The sequence below is a fragment of the Mycolicibacterium austroafricanum genome, from assembly GCF_902705885.1.
GTDB classification, from domain to species: Bacteria; Actinomycetota; Actinomycetes; order Mycobacteriales; family Mycobacteriaceae; genus Mycobacterium; species Mycobacterium vanbaalenii_A.
In genome coordinates this window covers 79,112-96,185 of sequence record NZ_CACSIP010000001.1, presented here as the reverse complement: position 1 = coordinate 96,185, position 17,074 = coordinate 79,112, and the positions used below count along the sequence as shown (strand labels likewise).

Sequence of the window (17,074 nt, the reverse complement as noted above, 5' to 3'; positions counted from 1 at the left end):
GCGGTAAGAAAGGGCGACCATGGATCCAAGGGATCGCATCCCGCGGGATGACTGGACCGACCAGGATCTTTTGACACGCAGTGAGGCCGCCGAGCGGCTCGAAGCGGAGATAGCGGAGATCGCCAAGAAGATTGAGGCGGGCCAGAGCGATGATCTGCTGGAACGCAGGCTAGCCGGCATGCGCGAGGCGCTGCAGCACTACCGGGAGCGTTGAGAGGCGCTGCGGGGCAGGCCCAGGACACGCTGGGCGACGATGTTGCGTTGAATCTGCGCTGTCCCACCGTAGATTCCCGCAGCCCGCGACCACACGTACAGATCCCATTCCAGCCCCTCGGCGAGCACCGGCGCGCTGCCGCGAAGGTCCATCATGGTGTGGCCGAAGGTCTGATCGGCTCTGGCCATCAAGAGCTTGTCGACAGAGCCCTCGGCGCCCGGCAGGGCGCCGCCGACGCGCTCGGTCAACGAACGCTGCACCTTGACCTGCAGCGCGCGCAGCTCGCAGTAGGCCTCGCCGAGCCGAGAACGCGCTGACGGAGTATCCGGCAGGAGGCCGGAGCGCACGTCGGCCTCCAGCGCCCGCAGCTGGACGGCCAGCCGGCTGATCCAGTTGATGTCGCTGGGGCCCCGCTCGTAGGCCAGCAGCTGGTTGGCGATCGACCAGCCCTGACCGCGCTCGCCCAATAGATTCTCGGCCGGCACCAGCACGTCGGTGAAGGTCACCTCGGCGAACTCACGGTTGCGGGCGGCGTTGACGATCGGCGCCACCTCGATGCACGGCGTCGACATCGGTACCAACAGCACCGAGATTCCGCTGTGCTTGGCAGCGTCGGGTTCGGTGCGGCACAGCAGGAAGCACCAGTCGGCCACGGCGGCGAAACTGGTCCAGATCTTGCGCCCGTTCACACGGAACACCGGACGGTCTTGGTCTTCGACGGCATCGGCCCTGGTCTTGAGGCTGGCGAGGTCTGATCCGGCCTCCGGCTCACTGAACCCCTGGCACCAACGCACGGCGCCGGACAGCAGGCCCGGTAGCAGGTCGGCACGTTGCTGCTCGGAACCGAACAGACGCAACGCATTCGACAGATGGCCGACTCCCTCGATCGGTGGAGCGCCCGCCCTGCCGAGTTCGTCGTTGAGAATCGCCTCGTAGATCGGCGACAGGCCGTGGCCGCCGTACTCCTGGGGAAATGACAGCCCGATATAACCGGCGTCGTAGAGAGTGTGATGCCAGGCGTTGGCGGCGTCGGCGCGTGCGCCCGGATCGTCGGGCACGACCGCGTCGGCGGCATGCTCGGCCAACCAGGAGCGCAATCGGTCGCGGAACTCGGCCTCTTCGGCGGTGTCGGTGAAGTCCATGATCCTCGTCAGCTCAGCGTCGGGTCGGCCAGCCGCATGTCCGCGATAGCCGGGTAGTGGGTGGACTCATCACCGAAAACTCGTCGCCCCAACAGCATTCGGCGTAGCCGCAGATGTGCCGGGTGTTCCCAGGTGATCGAAATACCGCCGAGCACCTGCATCGATGTCTCCACCACCTCACGACCTGCGGCCGAGGTGTAGGCCTTGGCCGTTCGCGCGGCGAGCAGGGCTTGGTCGGCGGGCAAGTGGTCGACTGCCCATGCTGCGTGCCACACGCAGCTGCGTGACCCCTCCACGCGGATCAACGAATCGGCGAGCAGGTGCTGAACCGCCTGGAAGCTGCCGATCGCCGAGCCGAACTGGATGCGTTCGCCCGCGTAGCGCACCGCGTCGTCGAGCGCGCCCTGCATCACCCCCAGCAGATCGGCGGCGACGGCGGTCAGTGCTGTGGCGTGCACGCGCGTCCAACGATCGGCCTCGATCGGGTTGCCCACCGGTGTCGCGGAGTCGGCGTCGCCGGCTCGTACCGTCCGCATCGCGCGGGTGAGGTCGAGGCCGGCATCATCGGCGCGGTCGTGCAGCGGCGCGCACAGCAACGTGCGGGCGTCACCTTCTGCGACGGCGACGAGCGCGTGAGTGGCTCCTGCGGCGTCCAGCGCAACACTGAGGGCGCAGGTACGTGCGAAGTCGGACAGGTCCGCGGTGAGCGCAGGCGCCAGCCGCAGCTGGCCGTCGGCGACCAGTTCGATCTCCTTGTCGGCGCCGGCGGCGTGGAGCAGTTCGACCGCCAGGACTGCCTGGCCGAGTGCGGGAACCGCGGTCAGTGTGCGGGCGAGTTGCTCAAGGGCGACCGCGGTCTCGACGCCGCTGGGCTCGAGACCGAAGGCCGCGGGTGCACGTAGCGTGGGCAACCCGAGCTCGGTGATGCGTTGCCACTGCGTGTCGAGGCGGTCGCCGGCGGCGATGTCGTCTGGATCGGTGGTCGCCATGGTCTCGGCGAGTCGCGCCACGGTGTCGCGGAGGAGTTCCTGCTCGGTGGTCAACCCGATGTGCATGGTGGTCCCTCTACGCGCATCGAATACCCCTTCCGCACACCGATTGAGCAAGCTCTGTCACAATACTGGATGATAGAACGGTCAGTGTTCAACTGTTACATCCCTCAGGAGGATCCCCATGGCTCGCCTCGACGGTCGCAAGGCCCTGGTCACCGGTGGCGCTCAGGGGCTGGGTCGCGCCATTTCCCGCCGGTTGGCAGCCGAGGGAGCCGCCGTGACGATCGTCGATCTGAACGACGAGAAGGCCGCCGAGTGCGTTGAGCTGATCGAGAACGACGGTGGCAGCGCCGGATTCGTCCGGGCGAACGTGGCCAAGCGGGAGGACATCGCGCGAGCTGTCGAGGCTTCGGCGGTCGACGGCGCGTTGCACGTGCTGGTCAATGCCGCGCAGTACTTCGCGATGCCCAAGGCACTCGAACTGGTCGCCGACAAGGACTGGGAACTCTCCGAGGCGACCGGACCGAAGGCGACATTCCGTTTCATGCAGCTCGCGTACCCCTATCTCAAAGCTGCCGGCAAGGCGTCGGTGATCAATTTCGTGTCGGGCTCGGCCCTGGGCGGGATCGCCTACACCGGTCCGTACTCGGCGGCCAAGGGTGCCATCGGTGCGCTGACCAAGGTGGCGGCAAATGAGTGGGCGGCCCACGGCATTCGGGTGAATGCGTTGTGTCCGTTCGCATTGACCGACGTCCAGCGCGACATGATCGGGACCGGATGGGACAACTACACCAGAACCGCCGAAGCATCGCCGATGAGGCGCGGCGCCGACCCGGAGACCGAGATCGCCCCTGCGGTGGCCTTCCTGGCCTGCGATGATTCCGCGTTCGTGACCGGAACGGTGCTGCATGTCGACGGTGGGATGACCGAACTGTCGACGGTTGACTATGCGAAGTCGCCCGGGGTGTTCGGCTGACCGGGCCGGCTCACCTCAGCGTCATCTCCACCCGGGTGTAACCACGCACGGTCGCGGTCAGTGTCCGCTCGTGGGCCCCGATGGTGTAGCGCGGAAATCTCCTGGCGATGTGCTCGAACACCATCTGTGCCTCGCGGCGTGCCAGCCACTGGCCCAGGCAGATGTGGATTCCCCAGCCGAAGTACACATCGGTGCCGCGCGGTCGATCGAGGAGGAAGCGGTCGGGGTCCTGGTAGCGGCGCTCGTCCCGATTGGCGCTGCCCAGTAGCAGCAGAACCCAGTCTCCGGCCTCCATCGCCACGCCGTGCAGCGTGACCGGGCGGGTCAGGGTACGGGCCACCCAGTGGCTCGGAGTGTCGTAACGCAGTGCCTCGTTCACCGCAGTGGGAATCAGGCTCGGGTCGTTGACGATTCGTTGCCACTGATCTGGGTGGTCATGCATCGCGACCAGCCCGTTGGAGATGAGCTTCTGCGTCGTCTCCGAGCCTGCGGCCGACAGCAGGTTGCAGAACATCAGCACCTCGTGCGGGGTCAGCGCTCGGTCGGCGCTCACCTCTGGATCGTGGAACGTGGCTTGCAGCACGATGCTGATCAGGTCGTCACCGGGGGTGGCGCGCCGCTGCTCGATGAGCTCTCCGATGTAGGCGCTGATCTTGCGGTTGGCTTCGATGGCGGCGGGCGGCATCGCGACCTCGCCCTCGTTGCGGGTCAGAAATGCCTCCCACCAGACGCGCAGCTGTTCACGATCGGCTTGGGGCACTCCGAGCAGGTCGCCGATGACATCGGTGGGCACCGGAAAGGCGAACGCTTCCATCGCATCGACGGTGGTCCCCGACTGGAGTTGGCCGAGGTGGCGATCTACGGTCGCCTGGAGTGCGCCCTCCATCGCGGCCACGGCGCGCGGAGTGAAGAATCCTTTCAGGACGCCTCGAATGCGGTCGTGCCGCGGGGGGTCCATCGAGATGACCGAGTACTTGCGGCCGTCGTCGTCGGGATTCTCCGGCGCGGGGCCGAGTTTGGAGGAGTACGTCTCCCAGTCGCGCAGCGCGCTGGTGACGTCGTCGAAGCGGGACAGCACCCACCACCGCTGCTCGGGATCCCGGTAAACGGGCGCCTCATTGCGCAGGCGCCGGTACACGGGATAGGGGTCGTCGAAGACTGCCTTGGAGAACGGCGAGTACATCAACTCACTGGTCGCGGGCACCCGCCAACCTTATCACCGGATGGAACAATCAAACGAAATCTGATTCATTGCCTAATCCGTCCCGGCTGTGCGCTCGATGAATTCCAACAGGTTTCCGTCGGGGTCGGTTAGCATCATGGCCCGATTGGGGCCGAAGCTGACGGTGCGCTGGCTCAACAGCCGACCACCGTGTTCGACCACCGCAGCGGCCAAGGAGTCGATGTCGTCAACCCGGAACGACAGGTGAGTGAATCCGAGTGCATTCATCGCGCGGGGCTCGGTGTCGCCGGTGACGGCGGGTCGGGTATAACCGATGAGCTCGAGCCGGAAGCCGTCCCGGTGCAGATACACCAGATCCAGGATCAGGTCGTCGACGTCGAGTAGTTGCGCGGTGGCCTCGTCGGCGACGTGCATCTCGCCGATCTTCTCGAACCCCAAGGCCGAGCAGTAGAACTCGGTAGCGCGTTCGATGTCGCGTACGCAAAGTCCGATGTGGGTCAGGCGGTGCCCGGACATCACGGTGCCAGTTCGTCGAGCAGCGCATTGTGCTCGCCCAACAGCGGTGCGCGTGGTGGCGGTCCGCTGGTGTCGGCGCTGAACAGGTACGGCGTTCCGGGATAGACCACGGTACGGCCCAACTCGGGGTGCTCGACCGGCACCTGCATGCCACGGGCAACGGTGTGCTCGTCGTCGAATGCCTCGTGTGGGGCGAGGACGGCTCCCGCCGGGAAGCCCCGCTGCTGACTGGTGACGAAGAACTCCTTGGCCGGCAGTCGAGAAGCGATCAGCCGGATGGCTTCTCGGGCTGCGCTGAGGATGGCTGTCGTCTCATCCTCCGCACCGATGGCAGCCATATCCACCGGCGCGTCCCGCTCGGCGGCCATTCCCAGGAAGACGGCCTCAGGAAGTTCTTCGAGCAGATCCAGGTCGGCAAGCCACGCGCGCAGGCGGGCGAACTCCTCGGGTTTGCGTGGCAATACTCCAGTTGTCGCATAGTTCCCGTCCGCACAGCGCACCTGGACTGGCGCGCTCGGCACCGGAGCGGCGTGGCGTCCGGTCTGGCGGAAACACATGGCGTTCTTGACCAGCCAGTAATAGGTCGTCTGCTCGCACGTCACGTTGCACGCTGCCGTGACGTTGACGTCGATGAGTTGCCCAGAGCCGGTGTGGTCCCGGTGGGAGAGGGCGATGAGCGCTCCGAGCGCGGCGTACATCCCGCCGATGTTGGCGGACTGGTCCCCGGCGCCCCGAATGGGTGGGATGGAGTGATCGTCGTAGCCGCAGTTCCACAGCGGCCCGGCGCCGGCGAGCAGCGTCAGATCGGTGACCGGGTCTGCGGCGCGGGTGCTGCCGAGGCCGAACGGGGTGACCGAGACCCAAATCAGGCCGGCATGGGTGCGCGCGCATTCTTTGTAGCCGAGTGCACCTCCGGCCACCCGATCGCCTCCGGCGAGCACGATGTCAGCACCGGCAATCAGCCGCCGCAGGGTGTCCAGGCCTTCGTCAGAGTCGAGATCGAGGGTGACACTTCGCTTTCCGAGGCTCAATCCGAACCACCGCAGGCTGCGATCGACACCGGGCTCGTCGTCGACGAACGGTGGCCGGCGACGGTGTGCGGACCCCTCTTGTGGTTCCACGACGATGACGTCGGCACCCAGCTCGGCCAGTGTCCGTCCAGCCACCGGGGTGAGCTGATCGATGATCTCGATGACCCGCAGGTCGTTCAAAGTGTTCAGATCACACCCCGTTTCGTCCAGTCGTCGATGGTGGCGTCGTCGTGTCCGAGGAGTCCGCCCAGGACTTCGCGGTTGTGCTGACCCAGCACGGGAGCACTCGAGTCGATCTGCCAGGGGGTCGCGGAGAAGGTCATCGGTATGCCCTCCACGCGGACCGTCCCGATCTTGGGGTGAGTCACATTGGGGAACAAGCCCATTCGAGCCAGATCAGGGTCCTCGTCGATGCGCTCGGGTGGACTCTTGACCACGCTGGCCGGGACTCCCTCACTGATCAGGTCCTGGGCGAGCGGCGCTGCCTCCCGTGCTGCGGTGCATCCGCCGATGATTCCGTCGAGTTCGTCGGCTGCCGCCAACCGCTTGGGCAGCGTGGCGAATCGGTCGGCTGTCAGTGAGGGTTCGTCGAGCACCTTGGCCAGCAGGGCCAGCTCACGGTCGTTGCGGCAGCACAGGGCGACCCATCGGTCGTCGCCGCGGCAGGGGTAGATGCCGTGGGGCGCGAACTCCCCGAAGTCTGCCCGGTTGCCGCCGGCCCGGGTGGGCCGCCCGTTGACGGTCCAGTCGAGGATCTCGGTGGGCAGCATCGCCATGCCGGCGGGAACCGTGGCCAGGTCGACGTGCTGTCCCTGTCCAGTGCGGTCGCGGTGGTGCAGGGCCGCCATGATGGCCACGGTCATGTAGAACGCCGATCCGTGGTCCATGTAGGAGAAGCCCCACCCCGCCGGCTCTTCGTCGGGTAGGCCGGAGGTGAACGTCAGCCCACTGACGGCCTGCACGATCGGGCCCCACGTCTTGAAGTCGCGGTAGGGCCCGGTGTGGCCGAACCCGCAGTTGGAGACGTACACGATGTCGGGCTTGATCCGGCGCAGTTCGTCGTAGCCGAAGCCCCGGTTCTCCATCACTCCCGCGGCGAAGTTCTCACAGACCACGTCGCTGACCGAGATCAGTTCGCGCAGCAGTTGTTTACCCTCGTCGACCCGCAGGTTGAGGGTGACACCGTACTTTCCGACATTGTGGTTGTTGAAGCCGGCGCCGAGATCGACCCCTCGGCGATCGTCGACGTAGGGTCCGACGCCGCGCAGCGCGTCCCAGAGGCCCCGGGTGACCGGATCCTCGACGCGGATGACTTCGGCGCCGAAGGCCGCCAGGATCTTCGTTGCGCCCGCGCCGGCCAGCTGCCCACTGAGGTCACACACCCGAAGATGAGACAACGCGCCCGTCACCAGGCCACCATATCGCAAAGAGACAAATAGTGTTCTATTGTTCAAGCCAGGGTGGGTGTGACCAGGGAGAGGCCATGATGACCGGACCGATGAGCGGACCGATGACCGGGGTGCGGGTGCTGGAAGTCGCCCAGTGGACATTTGTTCCCGCGGCAGGCGCGGTGCTCGCGGACTGGGGTGCCGATGTCATCAAGGTCGAGCATCCGCAGACCGGCGATTCGCAGCGCGGTCTGCGGCAGCTGGGCCATATCACGATCGACGGAGACCGCAACCCGGTCATGGAGCACGCCAATCGCGGAAAACGCTCGGTCGCCATCGACATGTCGACCCCGGATGGACACGAGTTGCTGATGGACATCGCGCGCTCGAGCGATGTCTTCCTGACCAACTTCCTGCCCGACGCGCGTAAGAAGCTCCGCATCGACGTCGAGGACCTGCGAGCGGTCAACCCCGACATCGTGTACGCCCGGGGCAGCGCCTACGGCCCCCTTGGTCCCGACGCCGGAACCGGCGGCTACGACATGACCGGGTTCTGGAGTCGGGCGGGCGGAGCGCTGGGATCCACGCCGTGCGACATGGACGGCGTGGTGCCGCAACCGGGACCCGCATACGGGGATTCGATCGGCGGCTTGACGATCGCCGGGGGCGTCGCGGCAGCCTTGTTCGAGCGCGAACGTACCGGACATGCCCGAGTCGTGGACATCTCGCTGTTGGGGGTCGGGGTATGGGCATCGGGCGTGGCGGTCAACGCCGCCCTGGTGAGCGGCCAACCGTGGCAGACCAATCCCGCCGGCGCCAATGTCACACCCAACAACCCGCTGGTCGGGTTCTACCGGACCGCTGACGGACGCTTTCTCGGACTGTCCATGCTGCAGGGGTTCCGCTATTTCGCAGAGTTCTGTCGGCGGGTGGGTGTCGCCGAACTCGTTGCCGACGAACGTTTCGCAGACCACGCCTCGCTCGCGGCCAATGCACCGGCGGCCATCGAAGCGCTGCGTGCAGCCATCGGCGCACAACCGCTGGAGCACTGGCGCGCTGCGCTCGACGGATTCGACGGCCAGTGGGCACCGGTGCAGAACACCGCGGAGGTGGCCACCGATCCGCAGGTGCGGGCCAACGGCAACATCGTCGCGGTGGAACACGACGGTCAGAGCTACGACCTGGTGGCCAGTCCGGTGCTCTACGACGAGACCCCCGCCCAGCTGGCTCCGATGCCGGAATTCGGCTCCCACACCGAGGAACTCATCCTCGAGCTGGGTGGGGACTGGGACCGCGTCATGGCGCTCAAGGAGAGTGGCGCCATCGCGTGATCATGCGCGCAGCACCGCCGCCGCACACGATCCGCCGCCGCCGACCGCCTGGACGAGCCCGATTCGGGGCTCATCGACCTGCCGCGCTCCGGCCTCGCCGCGCAGCTGAGTGACGATCTCGGCGGCTTGCGCGAGTCCGGTCGCACCGATGGGGTGGCCGCGGGCGATACAGCCACCGTCGGTGTTGGTCGGCAGTTCGCCGTCACCGGCGAGTCCGCCGGCTTCGATCAGGGCGGACATCCGGCTCGAGTCCACCAGCCCCATCGCGATCAACGCGGTGATCTCCTCGCTGGCGCACATGTCGTGCAGCGAGACCACACCGATCTCGGAGGGCTCGATTCCGGCCGCGGCGTAGGACTGCCGCGCGGTGAGCGTCAATTGCGAGGGTGGGCCGACGACGGGTCCGACCAGCGGCCACTGCGGGTCGGCGGGCCAACTGGTCTGTTCGATGGCCAGCACGCTCACCGAGCGCGGCGCCGGATTCGCGGTGACAACGACCGCCGCGCCGCCGTCCACCGATGCGTGGCACATCATTTTGGTCAGCGGGTCGGCGACCATACGGGCGGACAGCACGTCCTCGACGGTCACCGGGGCGTCTCGTCGTCGGGCCGCGAGTGGGTTCAGTCGGGCCTGATTGTGTGACTTCGCGGCGACGGCCGCGATCGCCTCTGGTCCGCACCCGGCGTCGTGGAGCCACCGCGCAGCCTCGATTGCGTAGTGCGTCTGCGGCGGGAACCGGTCCCAGAAGCCCACGGCCGCCGGCACCACGCCGCCGGGCTCCAGTGCGGTGGTTTTCTCGTAGCCGATCGCCAGTGCCGTCCTGCAGCGTCCGGAGGCTACGGCCCAGACGGCATGGCGCAGCGCGACCATGCCACCGGCTGAAGCACTCTCGATGGCTGTCACCGGTATCCCGGTGCGGCCAAGTTCCAGCGCAACTCTCATTCCGGTCTGCGGTGCGGCCAGCGCAGAGGCGGTGAACACTTCGCCGACGTCGGTATAGTCGATATCTGCATCTGCCAAGGCGTTTCGTGCTGCCTCAACACCGAGATCGACCAACGGTGTGCCGGCGTGCTTTCCGAACTCGGTGACGCCGACACCGGAGATCCGCACGCCCGTCATGCGGGATCCGCCACGAACATGTCGACCGACTCGCCGTCGAGTGTCGAGGTCACCAGCCACCCGACCGTGCCCGGCGCCGGGCGGTCGCCGTCGACCAGCACCTGCAGACGACCCGATGCGGTATCCGCCCATGCCACGCTGTAACCCTGCTGGCCGTAGTCGGTGTAGGGCGACGCGTACGGTACGAATGTCGAGGACCACACGGTCGCTGTGCGGTCAGGCGGTGGTGTCGGCACGCAATGTCCTTTCGTAGCGGGTGTTGGCACTGCCCAGTGCAGGTGGAGGTGCGAGCGGGACGGGTCCCTCGCCCGCGAATCGCCATGGCAGCCCGACCAGCCGGCTGCGACCGATACCGGGATCGGGATGATCGATCTCGGGGAAGAATCCGCGGGCCTCGAGGTGGGGGTCGGCCACCAGCTCCTCGGCGCGCCGGACCACGGCCGTGAGGATCCCCGCCCCGCGCAGTTTGCCGACAGCATCGTCGGCACGATTGGTCTCGATCAGTGCCGTGACAATCTCGACGCGCTCCTGGTCACATTGGGCGTCGGTCAATTCCACAGCGACCCAACGCCCGTCGGTTGTGCGCCGGACGGTGCGGACCACGCGTACGGGCGGGTCGGCTGGACGTGCTGAGGCGGCCGTGACGAACTCGGAAATGGTTGACGCGACCACCTCGGACATCGACAGGTCCAGCACTGCACCCGTCGTGGGCGCACGTCCCAGCGCCCATGCGGCGATCGCTACCGCGCCGACGACCGAGGACAACGGATCGGCCAGGACAGTGCCCAGGCGTGCCGGAAGGCCGGACGCGTCGGTGCACACGCCCGCGAGTCCGCCGTAGGACTGGACGTTGTTGGCGTATACGCGGTAGCCGGCCAGTGGCCCGGCCGAACCGAACCCCGAGACGCGCAGGGCCAGCCGGCCGGACTCGGCGAATGCCGCTGGGTCGACCTTCAAACGGCGCAACCGCGATGAGCCGACGTTCTCGATCAGCACGTCGGAGGCTGCCAACATCGAGGCGACGTGCTCGGCGGCGCTCGCCGGGTTGATCAGCACACTGTGCTTGGAATGGTTGGCCACGGCATAGTAGGCGCCGCGTTCGGTGCCCGCCACGCCATCGGCGAAAGGTCCGGTGCGCCGGTAGATGTCGAGGCGGTCCGGATCCTCCAGGCGGACGACGGTGGCGCCCATGGCGCCCAGTAGCGCGCCGACGATGGGACCGGCGAGCACATGGGTGAGTTCTGCGACACGCAACCCGGCGAGGCCGGGAGTTCGCTCGGTGGGCGGGCCCGCCGGTTCGAGACTCCAGGGTGGGCCCAGGAACGTGACATCGTCGTCGCCGACATGAGAGTGCAGCAACGAATTCCGATACGCGAGTTGCGGCGAGTCCAGAAGTTCGCCGGGTTCGTTCACCGGTGTCGACGGCACCCCATTGGCTTGGAGCAATGCCGCGCAGTCGGCTTTGTCCCTTGAAGCCGCCCACTCCGATACCTTGGCGTTGATCAACTCGGCATGTTCGATGCGCGCCGCGCGTTCGTCCAACCCTGCGGACCAGTCCGGTTCACCGAGAGCCGCTCGCAAGCCCGTCCACTGGTGGTTTTCGACCGCGGTGATGCGGACTAGTCCGTCGCGGCAGGGGAACAGGCCGGACGGTGCGAGGTACCGGCCGCTGCCCGCTCGTCCAGGGCAGCGATAGAGAAGGTGTGCGCATTCGGGCAACGCCGCGGTGAAGATCACCGCTTCCTGGGCTGATACATCGACGGTGACCGCGTCGCCGGTGCGCCTGCTGCGATCGAGCCCGTGCAGGGCTGCCAGCGCGGCGACCGCGCCGACGGCCTTGGATGCGACGTAACCCGGCGCCGGGACGGGCGCTCCGTCGGCGCCCTCGATGGTGCCCAGCAGTCCGCCGCTGGCCTGCGCGATCAGTTCCCCGCCGGGAAGGTGGCTGTCCGGTCCGTCGAGCCCGAACGGCCGGATGCCGACGACCACCGCTCCCGGTGTCGCTGTCGGGGCCTCGACACCGTCGACGATGACGATGTCGGCGTCGGCATCGCGGTTATCCGGTCCCTGAGTCCACCGTCTGAGTACCAGGTCGACAGCGGCGACCGGTCCGTCCGGGGTGTGCAGCCAAGGGCCCGCGCGGTGCGACCGCGCGTCAGTGACCGTGGACGTGACTTCGGCACCGAGGCGGGCCAACAGCGCCGCTGCGGCCGCGCCGGCGACCCCGTCGCCGAGTTGTCGTACCCGCACCCCGGTCAGGAAGGTGGGGGGAGGCGAGATCGCCGTCCCCGCCGTGCCGCTGGTGGCCATTCCGGAACAATAGGACATTATGCGTCCGATTGATAAGTCTGTGTCATGACTTCACACATTCACACAGTCTGTTCTATTGTTCATAGTATGGCGACGACTGGTGCGCGCTTCGACGTGCGGTTCGACGATGCCGAGTTCTACCTCGGAGATCCCAACGCGACGTTCCGAGCGCTGCGTGAGACCGATCCCGTGCACTGGTACGAAGAGGGCAAGTTCTGGGTCGTGACGAAGTATGACGACATCAAGGCGATCTCGGCCCGCCCGGAGAAGTTCACCTCGGAACGAATCGGCATCATGATGGATCTGATCGCGCACCGCGAAGGCCGGGACCCGCAGGGGTATCAGAACCGAGGAATCCTGTTCATGGATCCGCCGGAGCACCGGGCCCACCGCAAGGCGATCGGGGTGCGCTTCACCCCGTCGGCGGTGGCGAAACTGGAGGAGCGCGTCCGACAGGTGGTCGGCCAGATCTTCGATGGGTTGCCCGACGGTGAGTTCGACTGGGTCGAACGTGTCGCCGAACCCTTCCCCGTGTACGTGTTCGCGTATCTGCTCGGGGTGCCCGAGCCGGATTGGTCGAAGGTGGCCGGTTGGGCCACCACGATCGCCAACGTCGGCAGCGGCGTGGCCGAAGACAGCGACATGGAGTTGATTTTCGGAGAGGTGGCGCCGTACCTGATGGCGTTGGTCGCCGAGCGCGCGGAGAACCCGACGGATGATCTGCTGTCGATGTTGTCGCAGGTCCGGATCGACGGCGAACCGCTCAACGAGATTCAGGTGATGACCTACGCGCTGACGCTGCTCGCGGCCGGCAGCGAGACGACCCAGAGCCTGATCGCAGGCATCGCGGCATGTTTCGACATGCACCCCGACCAGGCCCAGAAAGCGTTCGCCGATCCTGATGTGGCTACCAATGCGGTCGAAGAGGTGTTGCGCTGGTGGACCCCGGTGATGAGCATGGCCCGCCAGGCCGCCCACGATGTCGAGGTGCGGGGAGTCACCATTCGCGAAGGTGATGGGTTGTTGCTGGCGTACGCATCCGCCAATCGCGACGTCGACCACTGGGGGCCGACGGCCGAAGATTTCGACGTGACTCGCTCCGACGCGTCAGGACACCTGGGCTTCGGCGTCGGAGAACACTTCTGCATGGGTGCTGCGCTGGCGCGCCGGGAAGCCCGCCTGGTTCTCGACGAGGTGATCAAGCGTGCCAAGGGCATCCATGTGACGGGGACGGCGGCCTTGCGGCCGTCGGCCCTGGTGCACACCTATGACAGATTGCCGGTGACCCTCGACTACCGCTGATCGTCAGCGGGATTGCAGCCAGGCGGCGACCGTCTCGCGGTGGCGGTGGCGTGCCCCCAGGTGGGCGGCCAGCGTCGCCGCGCGCCGCAGGTAGACGTGCGCATCGTGCTCCCAGGTGTAGGCGATACCGCCGAAAACCTGAACGGCGCCTTCGGGAACGCGCCGAAGTGAGTCGATCGCCCAGAACGCCGTCAGCGAAACCAGCGCCGGGGTCTCGGGATGCTGCTGTTCGCAGGCGTCGGCGGATCGGTTCACGAGCGCCCGCGCGACCTCGATGACACCGCGTTGGTCGACCAAGCGGTGTTTGATCGCTTGGCGGCTGCCGATCGGCCGGCCGAAGGTGACGCGTACCTTCGCGTAGTCGGCGGCGGCGCGGTTCGCGGCCTCGGCGATTCCGATCAGTTCGGCGACCGTGGCGATGCGGACCCGGAACAGGGCCTCGCGATACCGCCGCGCGGCCGACGGCTCAGCGTCTAGTTGTTCGAACGCTGCGCCGTCGATGGCGATGGCGGCGGCGGGCTGATGATCAAGAGGCTGTTGGGCCTGCCGCGTGACGCCTGGATCTGCGGGATCGACGGCACCTAGTACCGGCTCTCCGTCGCGGTCGGCGAGGATCAGCAGCCGGTCGGCGACCGCACCGTAGGGGACCGATCCCCAGGACCCCGTGAGGCCCGCCGACGACAAGGTGGGCCGGGGGTCGGAATCGTCGAGCACCAGGGTGATTCCGTCGGTGCAACGCCGCTGCAACCAGCTTGCGGCAGCCGTCGCCGGAAGCGGCACCGGCAGCGCCACGGCACCGGCTGCTTCGGCGAGGACACAGAGCTCCCGCAGGCTGCCTCCGCCACCGCCGTCGGCGTCATCGACGAGCACATCGGGCCATCCCACTTCGCAGATCGTGCGCCATAGTTGGCCATCGAACGCGGGGCGGGTGCCGTCGAGCAGCGCCCGGGTACGTTCGACCGCCCAGGCGTGGCGCAAGATGTCGTCCGCCGCATCGCGCAGCTCGGCGAGATGGGCGGCGTTATCGGCGATCTCGGTCAGGGAGGGAGTGGCGTCAGGGGTCACGTGGCAGCCCTAGCAATCTCTCGGCGATGACATTGCGCTGGATCTCCGAGGTGCCGGCGCCGAAGGTGGCCGCGCGCATCAACAGGTAACTCTGCGCGACGTTGCCGTTCTTCGCCGCGCCTGGCGACCCGGCCTCAAGAACTCCGGCAGGCCCGGAGAGGTCGAGCCCGAAATTGGCCATGGCCTGATCGAGTTCGGAGGTGAGCAGTTTGGCCAGCGAGGCTTCGGGGCCCGGGCTCATACCGCGCACGCCTGCCGCGGTGGCCTGTGCGGCGATCTGGCGCAAGGCCTCGACCTGGGCGGCAAAGCGCACCATCTGGTCGGAGACGTATTCGTCGGCGAACGCTTTTTCGGTCAGTGCGTTGGGCTGCTTGGCCATTCCGACCAAGATGTCGAGGCGGCGCTCGATCCGGTGGGTACGGCTCTGTCCCACGCGCTCATAACCGAGGGTGGATTTCGCGACCCGCCACCCGCCGTGCAACGGCCCCAACACGTTGGAAAGTGGCACCCGCGCCTCGTCGAGGAACACCTCGTTGAACTCGGATGCTCCGGTGATCTGGCGTACCGGGCGCACTTCGATGCCAGGCGTCGCGAGATCTGCCAGCACATAACTGATCCCGTCGCGGGGCTCAGCGCGAGTATCGGTCCGGACGAGCAGATAGATCCGGTCGGCGTACTGGGCCTTCGACGTCCACACCTTCTGACCGGTGATTACCAGGTGGTCGCCGTCAATAGTGGCTCGGGTCTTCAATGAAGCCAGATCGCTGCCGGCATCGGGTTCACTGAACCCCTGGCACCACACATCCTCGGCCGACAGGATGCGCGGGAGGTAGTGGGCGCGTTGCTCGTCGGTGCCCCACTGGATGATGGTCGGGCCGAGCTGGTTGATCGCGCTGCGGTTGATCGGCTCCGGTGCACGCGCTGCAGCCATCTCGGCGTTGAAGATCAACTGTTGGACCGGTGTTGCGCTGCGGCCGCCGAACTCGGTCGGCCAGGAGATCGCGGCCAGGCGCGCCTCGTGGAGTCGGGTCTGCCACCAGCGCATCCGCTCCAGGCGCGTCTTCTCACCTCGGGTCCGGGTCTGGGTCGGGGTGTCGGCGGTCAGTGCCGAATCCAGGAACGCGCGGACCTCGTCGCGGAAAGCGCGATCGCGCAATGACAGGGATACGCCGTAGTCAGCGTCGGTCACGTTCCACCCGTCATCACGGAGGCCAGCCGCTGCCGCATGTCGCCGTAGGTGATGGCGGAGGTGCCGGCCCTGGGGGCGCGGCCGGCATCGACTTTGGGGGCCGTCAAGTCCAGGCCGGCGTTGCGCTGTCGCAGCGACGACACCGTGCAGTGGTCACGGCCGAGCCGCTCGACACCGTCGTACCGGTAGGTGCGGGCGGCGTTCTGCCAGGTGATCTTCTCGACCTCATCGAGGGTGCAGCCCTCCAGTTGGGCGGCCAGCTGTTCCGGGGCGTCCGGCCAGCTGCTGTCCGAGTGCGGGTAGTCCATCTCCCAACAGATCGAGTCGACGCCGATGCGGTCGCGCAGTTCGACCCCGACTCGGTCCCGGATGAAGCAGGCGATGAAATTGCGGCGGAAGACGTCCGTCGGCGTGACGCCGACCCCCAGGTCGTCACCGGTCCACGCCCGCTGACGCGAGTACAGGTCCTCATACCTCTCCAGCGCGAACGGGATCCATCCAATGCCGCCCTCCGAAAGCGCGAACTTGATCGTCGGGAACGTGGTGACCACACGAGAAAACAGCAAGTCGGAGGTGAAACGCACGGTGTCGAAGGCAATCATCGAGTTGTAGGCGAGGTAACTGGTCAGATCCGAGGGCACCGGTACACCGCCGCCAGTGCCGATGTGGATGTTGACCACCGTGTCGTGTTCGCACACCGCTTCCCACATCACGTCCCACTGTGGATCCTGCCACGGCGGCTGTCCGTAGTTGCCGATGTGCTGGGGCATCGTCACCGAATGACAGCCCATGGAGTCGAGACGGGCGATCTCGCGTGCAGCCAGCGCCGGATCCCACAACGGCAGGATCCCCATCGGGATGAATCGGTCGGGGTGGCGCCCGCACCAGTCTTCGGCATGCCAGTCGTTGTATGCGCGGACCATCACCTCGGACACGTCGCGGTCCCCGCGGAAGGTGAACAGGGCTCCGGAGATCGTCGGAAAAGACGGAAAGCACAGCGAGGCCAGCACGCCCGAGGCGTTCATGTCGGCTACCCGGGCGTCGACGTCATAGCAGCCGGTACGCATGTCGGTGAAGCTGGAGGGTTCGAAGCCCCACTCATCGTTGGGCCGACCCGCCACGGCGTTCAGGCCGATGTTGGGCAGCGGCACTCCTGCGTACTCCCAGAAGCACACCCCGTCGTCGGTCTCGACGATGCGGGGTGCCTGGTCGGCGAATCGAGCGGGCACCCGACCCTCGAACATGTCGGGCGGTTCCACGGTGTGGTCGTCGACGCTGATGAGCACGAGCCGGTCGGGATCGATCATGCGACCATC

Annotated in this window: 16 protein-coding genes; 4 read left to right on the top strand and 12 right to left on the bottom strand. The window is 67.0% G+C overall.

Features of this window, described 5'->3' with window-relative positions; translation table 11 throughout:
- Positions 1-19 precede the first annotated feature (19 nt).
- A complete protein-coding gene (locus tag BEMPMBAN_RS00525; protein ID WP_159228474.1) occupies positions 20-214 on the top strand; it encodes a hypothetical protein in 195 nt (64 codons plus the stop codon).
- Here BEMPMBAN_RS00525 and BEMPMBAN_RS00520 read toward each other — a convergent pair.
- Positions 199-1,356 carry an acyl-CoA dehydrogenase family protein gene (locus tag BEMPMBAN_RS00520; protein ID WP_159228473.1) on the bottom strand — a complete coding sequence of 386 codons (1,158 nt, stop codon included), beginning with the start codon at positions 1,354-1,356 and terminating at the stop codon, positions 199-201. The two genes, BEMPMBAN_RS00525 and BEMPMBAN_RS00520, sit on opposite strands and share 16 nt — an antisense overlap.
- Before the next feature lie 8 nt (positions 1,357-1,364).
- Positions 1,365-2,411, bottom strand: coding sequence for an acyl-CoA dehydrogenase family protein (locus BEMPMBAN_RS00515; RefSeq protein ID WP_159228472.1), 1,047 nt, complete (start codon positions 2,409-2,411; stop codon positions 1,365-1,367).
- 118 nt (positions 2,412-2,529) lie between these two features.
- On the opposite strand from BEMPMBAN_RS00515, the gene BEMPMBAN_RS00510 reads away from it, so the two are divergent.
- On the top strand, positions 2,530-3,324 hold the full coding sequence (locus BEMPMBAN_RS00510; protein WP_159228471.1) for an SDR family NAD(P)-dependent oxidoreductase: 795 nt from the start codon (positions 2,530-2,532) through the stop codon (positions 3,322-3,324).
- Positions 3,325-3,334: 10 nt separating this feature from the next.
- On the opposite strand, the gene BEMPMBAN_RS00505 is transcribed toward BEMPMBAN_RS00510, so the two are convergent.
- The 4 genes from BEMPMBAN_RS00505 to BEMPMBAN_RS00490 are packed head-to-tail and all read right to left on the bottom strand — an operon-like array spanning position 3,335 to position 7,463.
- A complete protein-coding gene (locus BEMPMBAN_RS00505) occupies positions 3,335-4,528 on the bottom strand; it encodes a cytochrome P450 (protein ID WP_159228470.1) in 1,194 nt (397 codons plus the stop codon).
- Positions 4,529-4,579: 51 nt separating this feature from the next.
- The gene (locus BEMPMBAN_RS00500; RefSeq protein WP_234897242.1) at positions 4,580-5,023 is read right to left on the bottom strand and encodes a VOC family protein; all 444 of its coding nucleotides are present in this window, start codon (positions 5,021-5,023) and stop codon (positions 4,580-4,582) included.
- Positions 5,023-6,234 carry a CoA transferase gene (locus BEMPMBAN_RS00495; protein WP_234897241.1) on the bottom strand — a complete coding sequence of 404 codons (1,212 nt, stop codon included), beginning with the start codon at positions 6,232-6,234 and terminating at the stop codon, positions 5,023-5,025. Before BEMPMBAN_RS00495 ends, BEMPMBAN_RS00500 begins: the two co-directional genes overlap by 1 nt.
- A 5-nt stretch (positions 6,235-6,239) precedes the next feature.
- Complete coding sequence (locus BEMPMBAN_RS00490; RefSeq protein ID WP_159228468.1) at positions 6,240-7,463, bottom strand: CaiB/BaiF CoA transferase family protein; 1,224 nt, start codon at positions 7,461-7,463, stop codon at positions 6,240-6,242.
- A 77-nt stretch (positions 7,464-7,540) separates the two neighbouring features.
- Here BEMPMBAN_RS00490 and BEMPMBAN_RS00485 point away from each other — a divergent pair, with 77 nt between their 5' ends.
- Positions 7,541-8,773, top strand: a complete 1,233-nt coding sequence (locus BEMPMBAN_RS00485) for a CaiB/BaiF CoA transferase family protein (protein WP_234897256.1) — start codon at positions 7,541-7,543, stop codon at positions 8,771-8,773.
- Here BEMPMBAN_RS00485 and BEMPMBAN_RS00480 read toward each other — a convergent pair whose 3' ends face one another.
- Genes BEMPMBAN_RS00480 through BEMPMBAN_RS00470 form a run of 3 tightly spaced genes read right to left on the bottom strand, consistent with a single transcriptional unit; the run spans position 8,774 to position 12,202 of the window.
- Positions 8,774-9,892: a thiolase family protein gene (locus BEMPMBAN_RS00480; protein ID WP_159228467.1), complete on the bottom strand. Its 1,119-nt coding sequence runs from the start codon at positions 9,890-9,892 to the stop codon at positions 8,774-8,776. It lies immediately after the preceding gene.
- Positions 9,889-10,128, bottom strand: a complete 240-nt coding sequence (locus tag BEMPMBAN_RS00475) for a hypothetical protein (protein ID WP_159228466.1) — start codon at positions 10,126-10,128, stop codon at positions 9,889-9,891. Before BEMPMBAN_RS00475 ends, BEMPMBAN_RS00480 begins: the two co-directional genes overlap by 4 nt.
- Complete coding sequence (locus BEMPMBAN_RS00470) at positions 10,109-12,202, bottom strand: CoA transferase (protein WP_159228465.1); 2,094 nt, start codon at positions 12,200-12,202, stop codon at positions 10,109-10,111. Before BEMPMBAN_RS00470 ends, BEMPMBAN_RS00475 begins: the two co-directional genes overlap by 20 nt.
- 87 nt (positions 12,203-12,289) lie before the next feature.
- On the opposite strand from BEMPMBAN_RS00470, the gene BEMPMBAN_RS00465 reads away from it, so the two are divergent.
- The gene (locus BEMPMBAN_RS00465) at positions 12,290-13,504 is read left to right on the top strand and encodes a cytochrome P450 (protein ID WP_159228464.1); all 1,215 of its coding nucleotides are present in this window, start codon (positions 12,290-12,292) and stop codon (positions 13,502-13,504) included.
- 3 nt (positions 13,505-13,507) lie between these two features.
- Here BEMPMBAN_RS00465 and BEMPMBAN_RS00460 read toward each other — a convergent pair whose 3' ends face one another.
- From BEMPMBAN_RS00460 to BEMPMBAN_RS00450, 3 genes are read right to left on the bottom strand one after another with little or no spacing between them, the layout of a single operon-like run.
- The gene (locus BEMPMBAN_RS00460; protein ID WP_159228463.1) at positions 13,508-14,569 is read right to left on the bottom strand and encodes an acyl-CoA dehydrogenase family protein; all 1,062 of its coding nucleotides are present in this window, start codon (positions 14,567-14,569) and stop codon (positions 13,508-13,510) included.
- Positions 14,559-15,758, bottom strand: a complete 1,200-nt coding sequence (locus tag BEMPMBAN_RS00455) for an acyl-CoA dehydrogenase family protein (RefSeq protein ID WP_159228462.1) — start codon at positions 15,756-15,758, stop codon at positions 14,559-14,561. Before BEMPMBAN_RS00455 ends, BEMPMBAN_RS00460 begins: the two co-directional genes overlap by 11 nt.
- A complete protein-coding gene (locus BEMPMBAN_RS00450; RefSeq protein WP_159228461.1) occupies positions 15,755-17,065 on the bottom strand; it encodes an amidohydrolase family protein in 1,311 nt (436 codons plus the stop codon). Before BEMPMBAN_RS00450 ends, BEMPMBAN_RS00455 begins: the two co-directional genes overlap by 4 nt.
- Between the last annotated feature and the right edge of the window lie 9 nt (positions 17,066-17,074).

What these genes read in the sequence shown, in the direction of transcription:
- BEMPMBAN_RS00525 (WP_159228474.1), top strand. Translation starts at nt 20, where the DNA reads ATGGATCCAAGGGATCGCATCCCGCGGGATGACTGGACCGACCAGGAT.
- BEMPMBAN_RS00520 (WP_159228473.1), bottom strand. Translation starts at nt 1,356, where the DNA reads ATGGACTTCACCGACACCGCCGAAGAGGCCGAGTTCCGCGACCGATTG.
- BEMPMBAN_RS00515 (WP_159228472.1), bottom strand. Translation starts at nt 2,411, where the DNA reads ATGCACATCGGGTTGACCACCGAGCAGGAACTCCTCCGCGACACCGTG.
- BEMPMBAN_RS00510 (WP_159228471.1), top strand. Translation starts at nt 2,530, where the DNA reads ATGGCTCGCCTCGACGGTCGCAAGGCCCTGGTCACCGGTGGCGCTCAG.
- BEMPMBAN_RS00500 (WP_234897242.1), bottom strand. Translation starts at nt 5,023, where the DNA reads ATGTCCGGGCACCGCCTGACCCACATCGGACTTTGCGTACGCGACATC.
- BEMPMBAN_RS00485 (WP_234897256.1), top strand. Translation starts at nt 7,541, where the DNA reads ATGACCGGACCGATGAGCGGACCGATGACCGGGGTGCGGGTGCTGGAA.
- BEMPMBAN_RS00480 (WP_159228467.1), bottom strand. Translation starts at nt 9,892, where the DNA reads ATGACGGGCGTGCGGATCTCCGGTGTCGGCGTCACCGAGTTCGGAAAG.
- BEMPMBAN_RS00470 (WP_159228465.1), bottom strand. Translation starts at nt 12,202, where the DNA reads ATGGCCACCAGCGGCACGGCGGGGACGGCGATCTCGCCTCCCCCCACC.
- BEMPMBAN_RS00465 (WP_159228464.1), top strand. Translation starts at nt 12,290, where the DNA reads ATGGCGACGACTGGTGCGCGCTTCGACGTGCGGTTCGACGATGCCGAG.
- BEMPMBAN_RS00450 (WP_159228461.1), bottom strand. Translation starts at nt 17,065, where the DNA reads ATGATCGATCCCGACCGGCTCGTGCTCATCAGCGTCGACGACCACACC.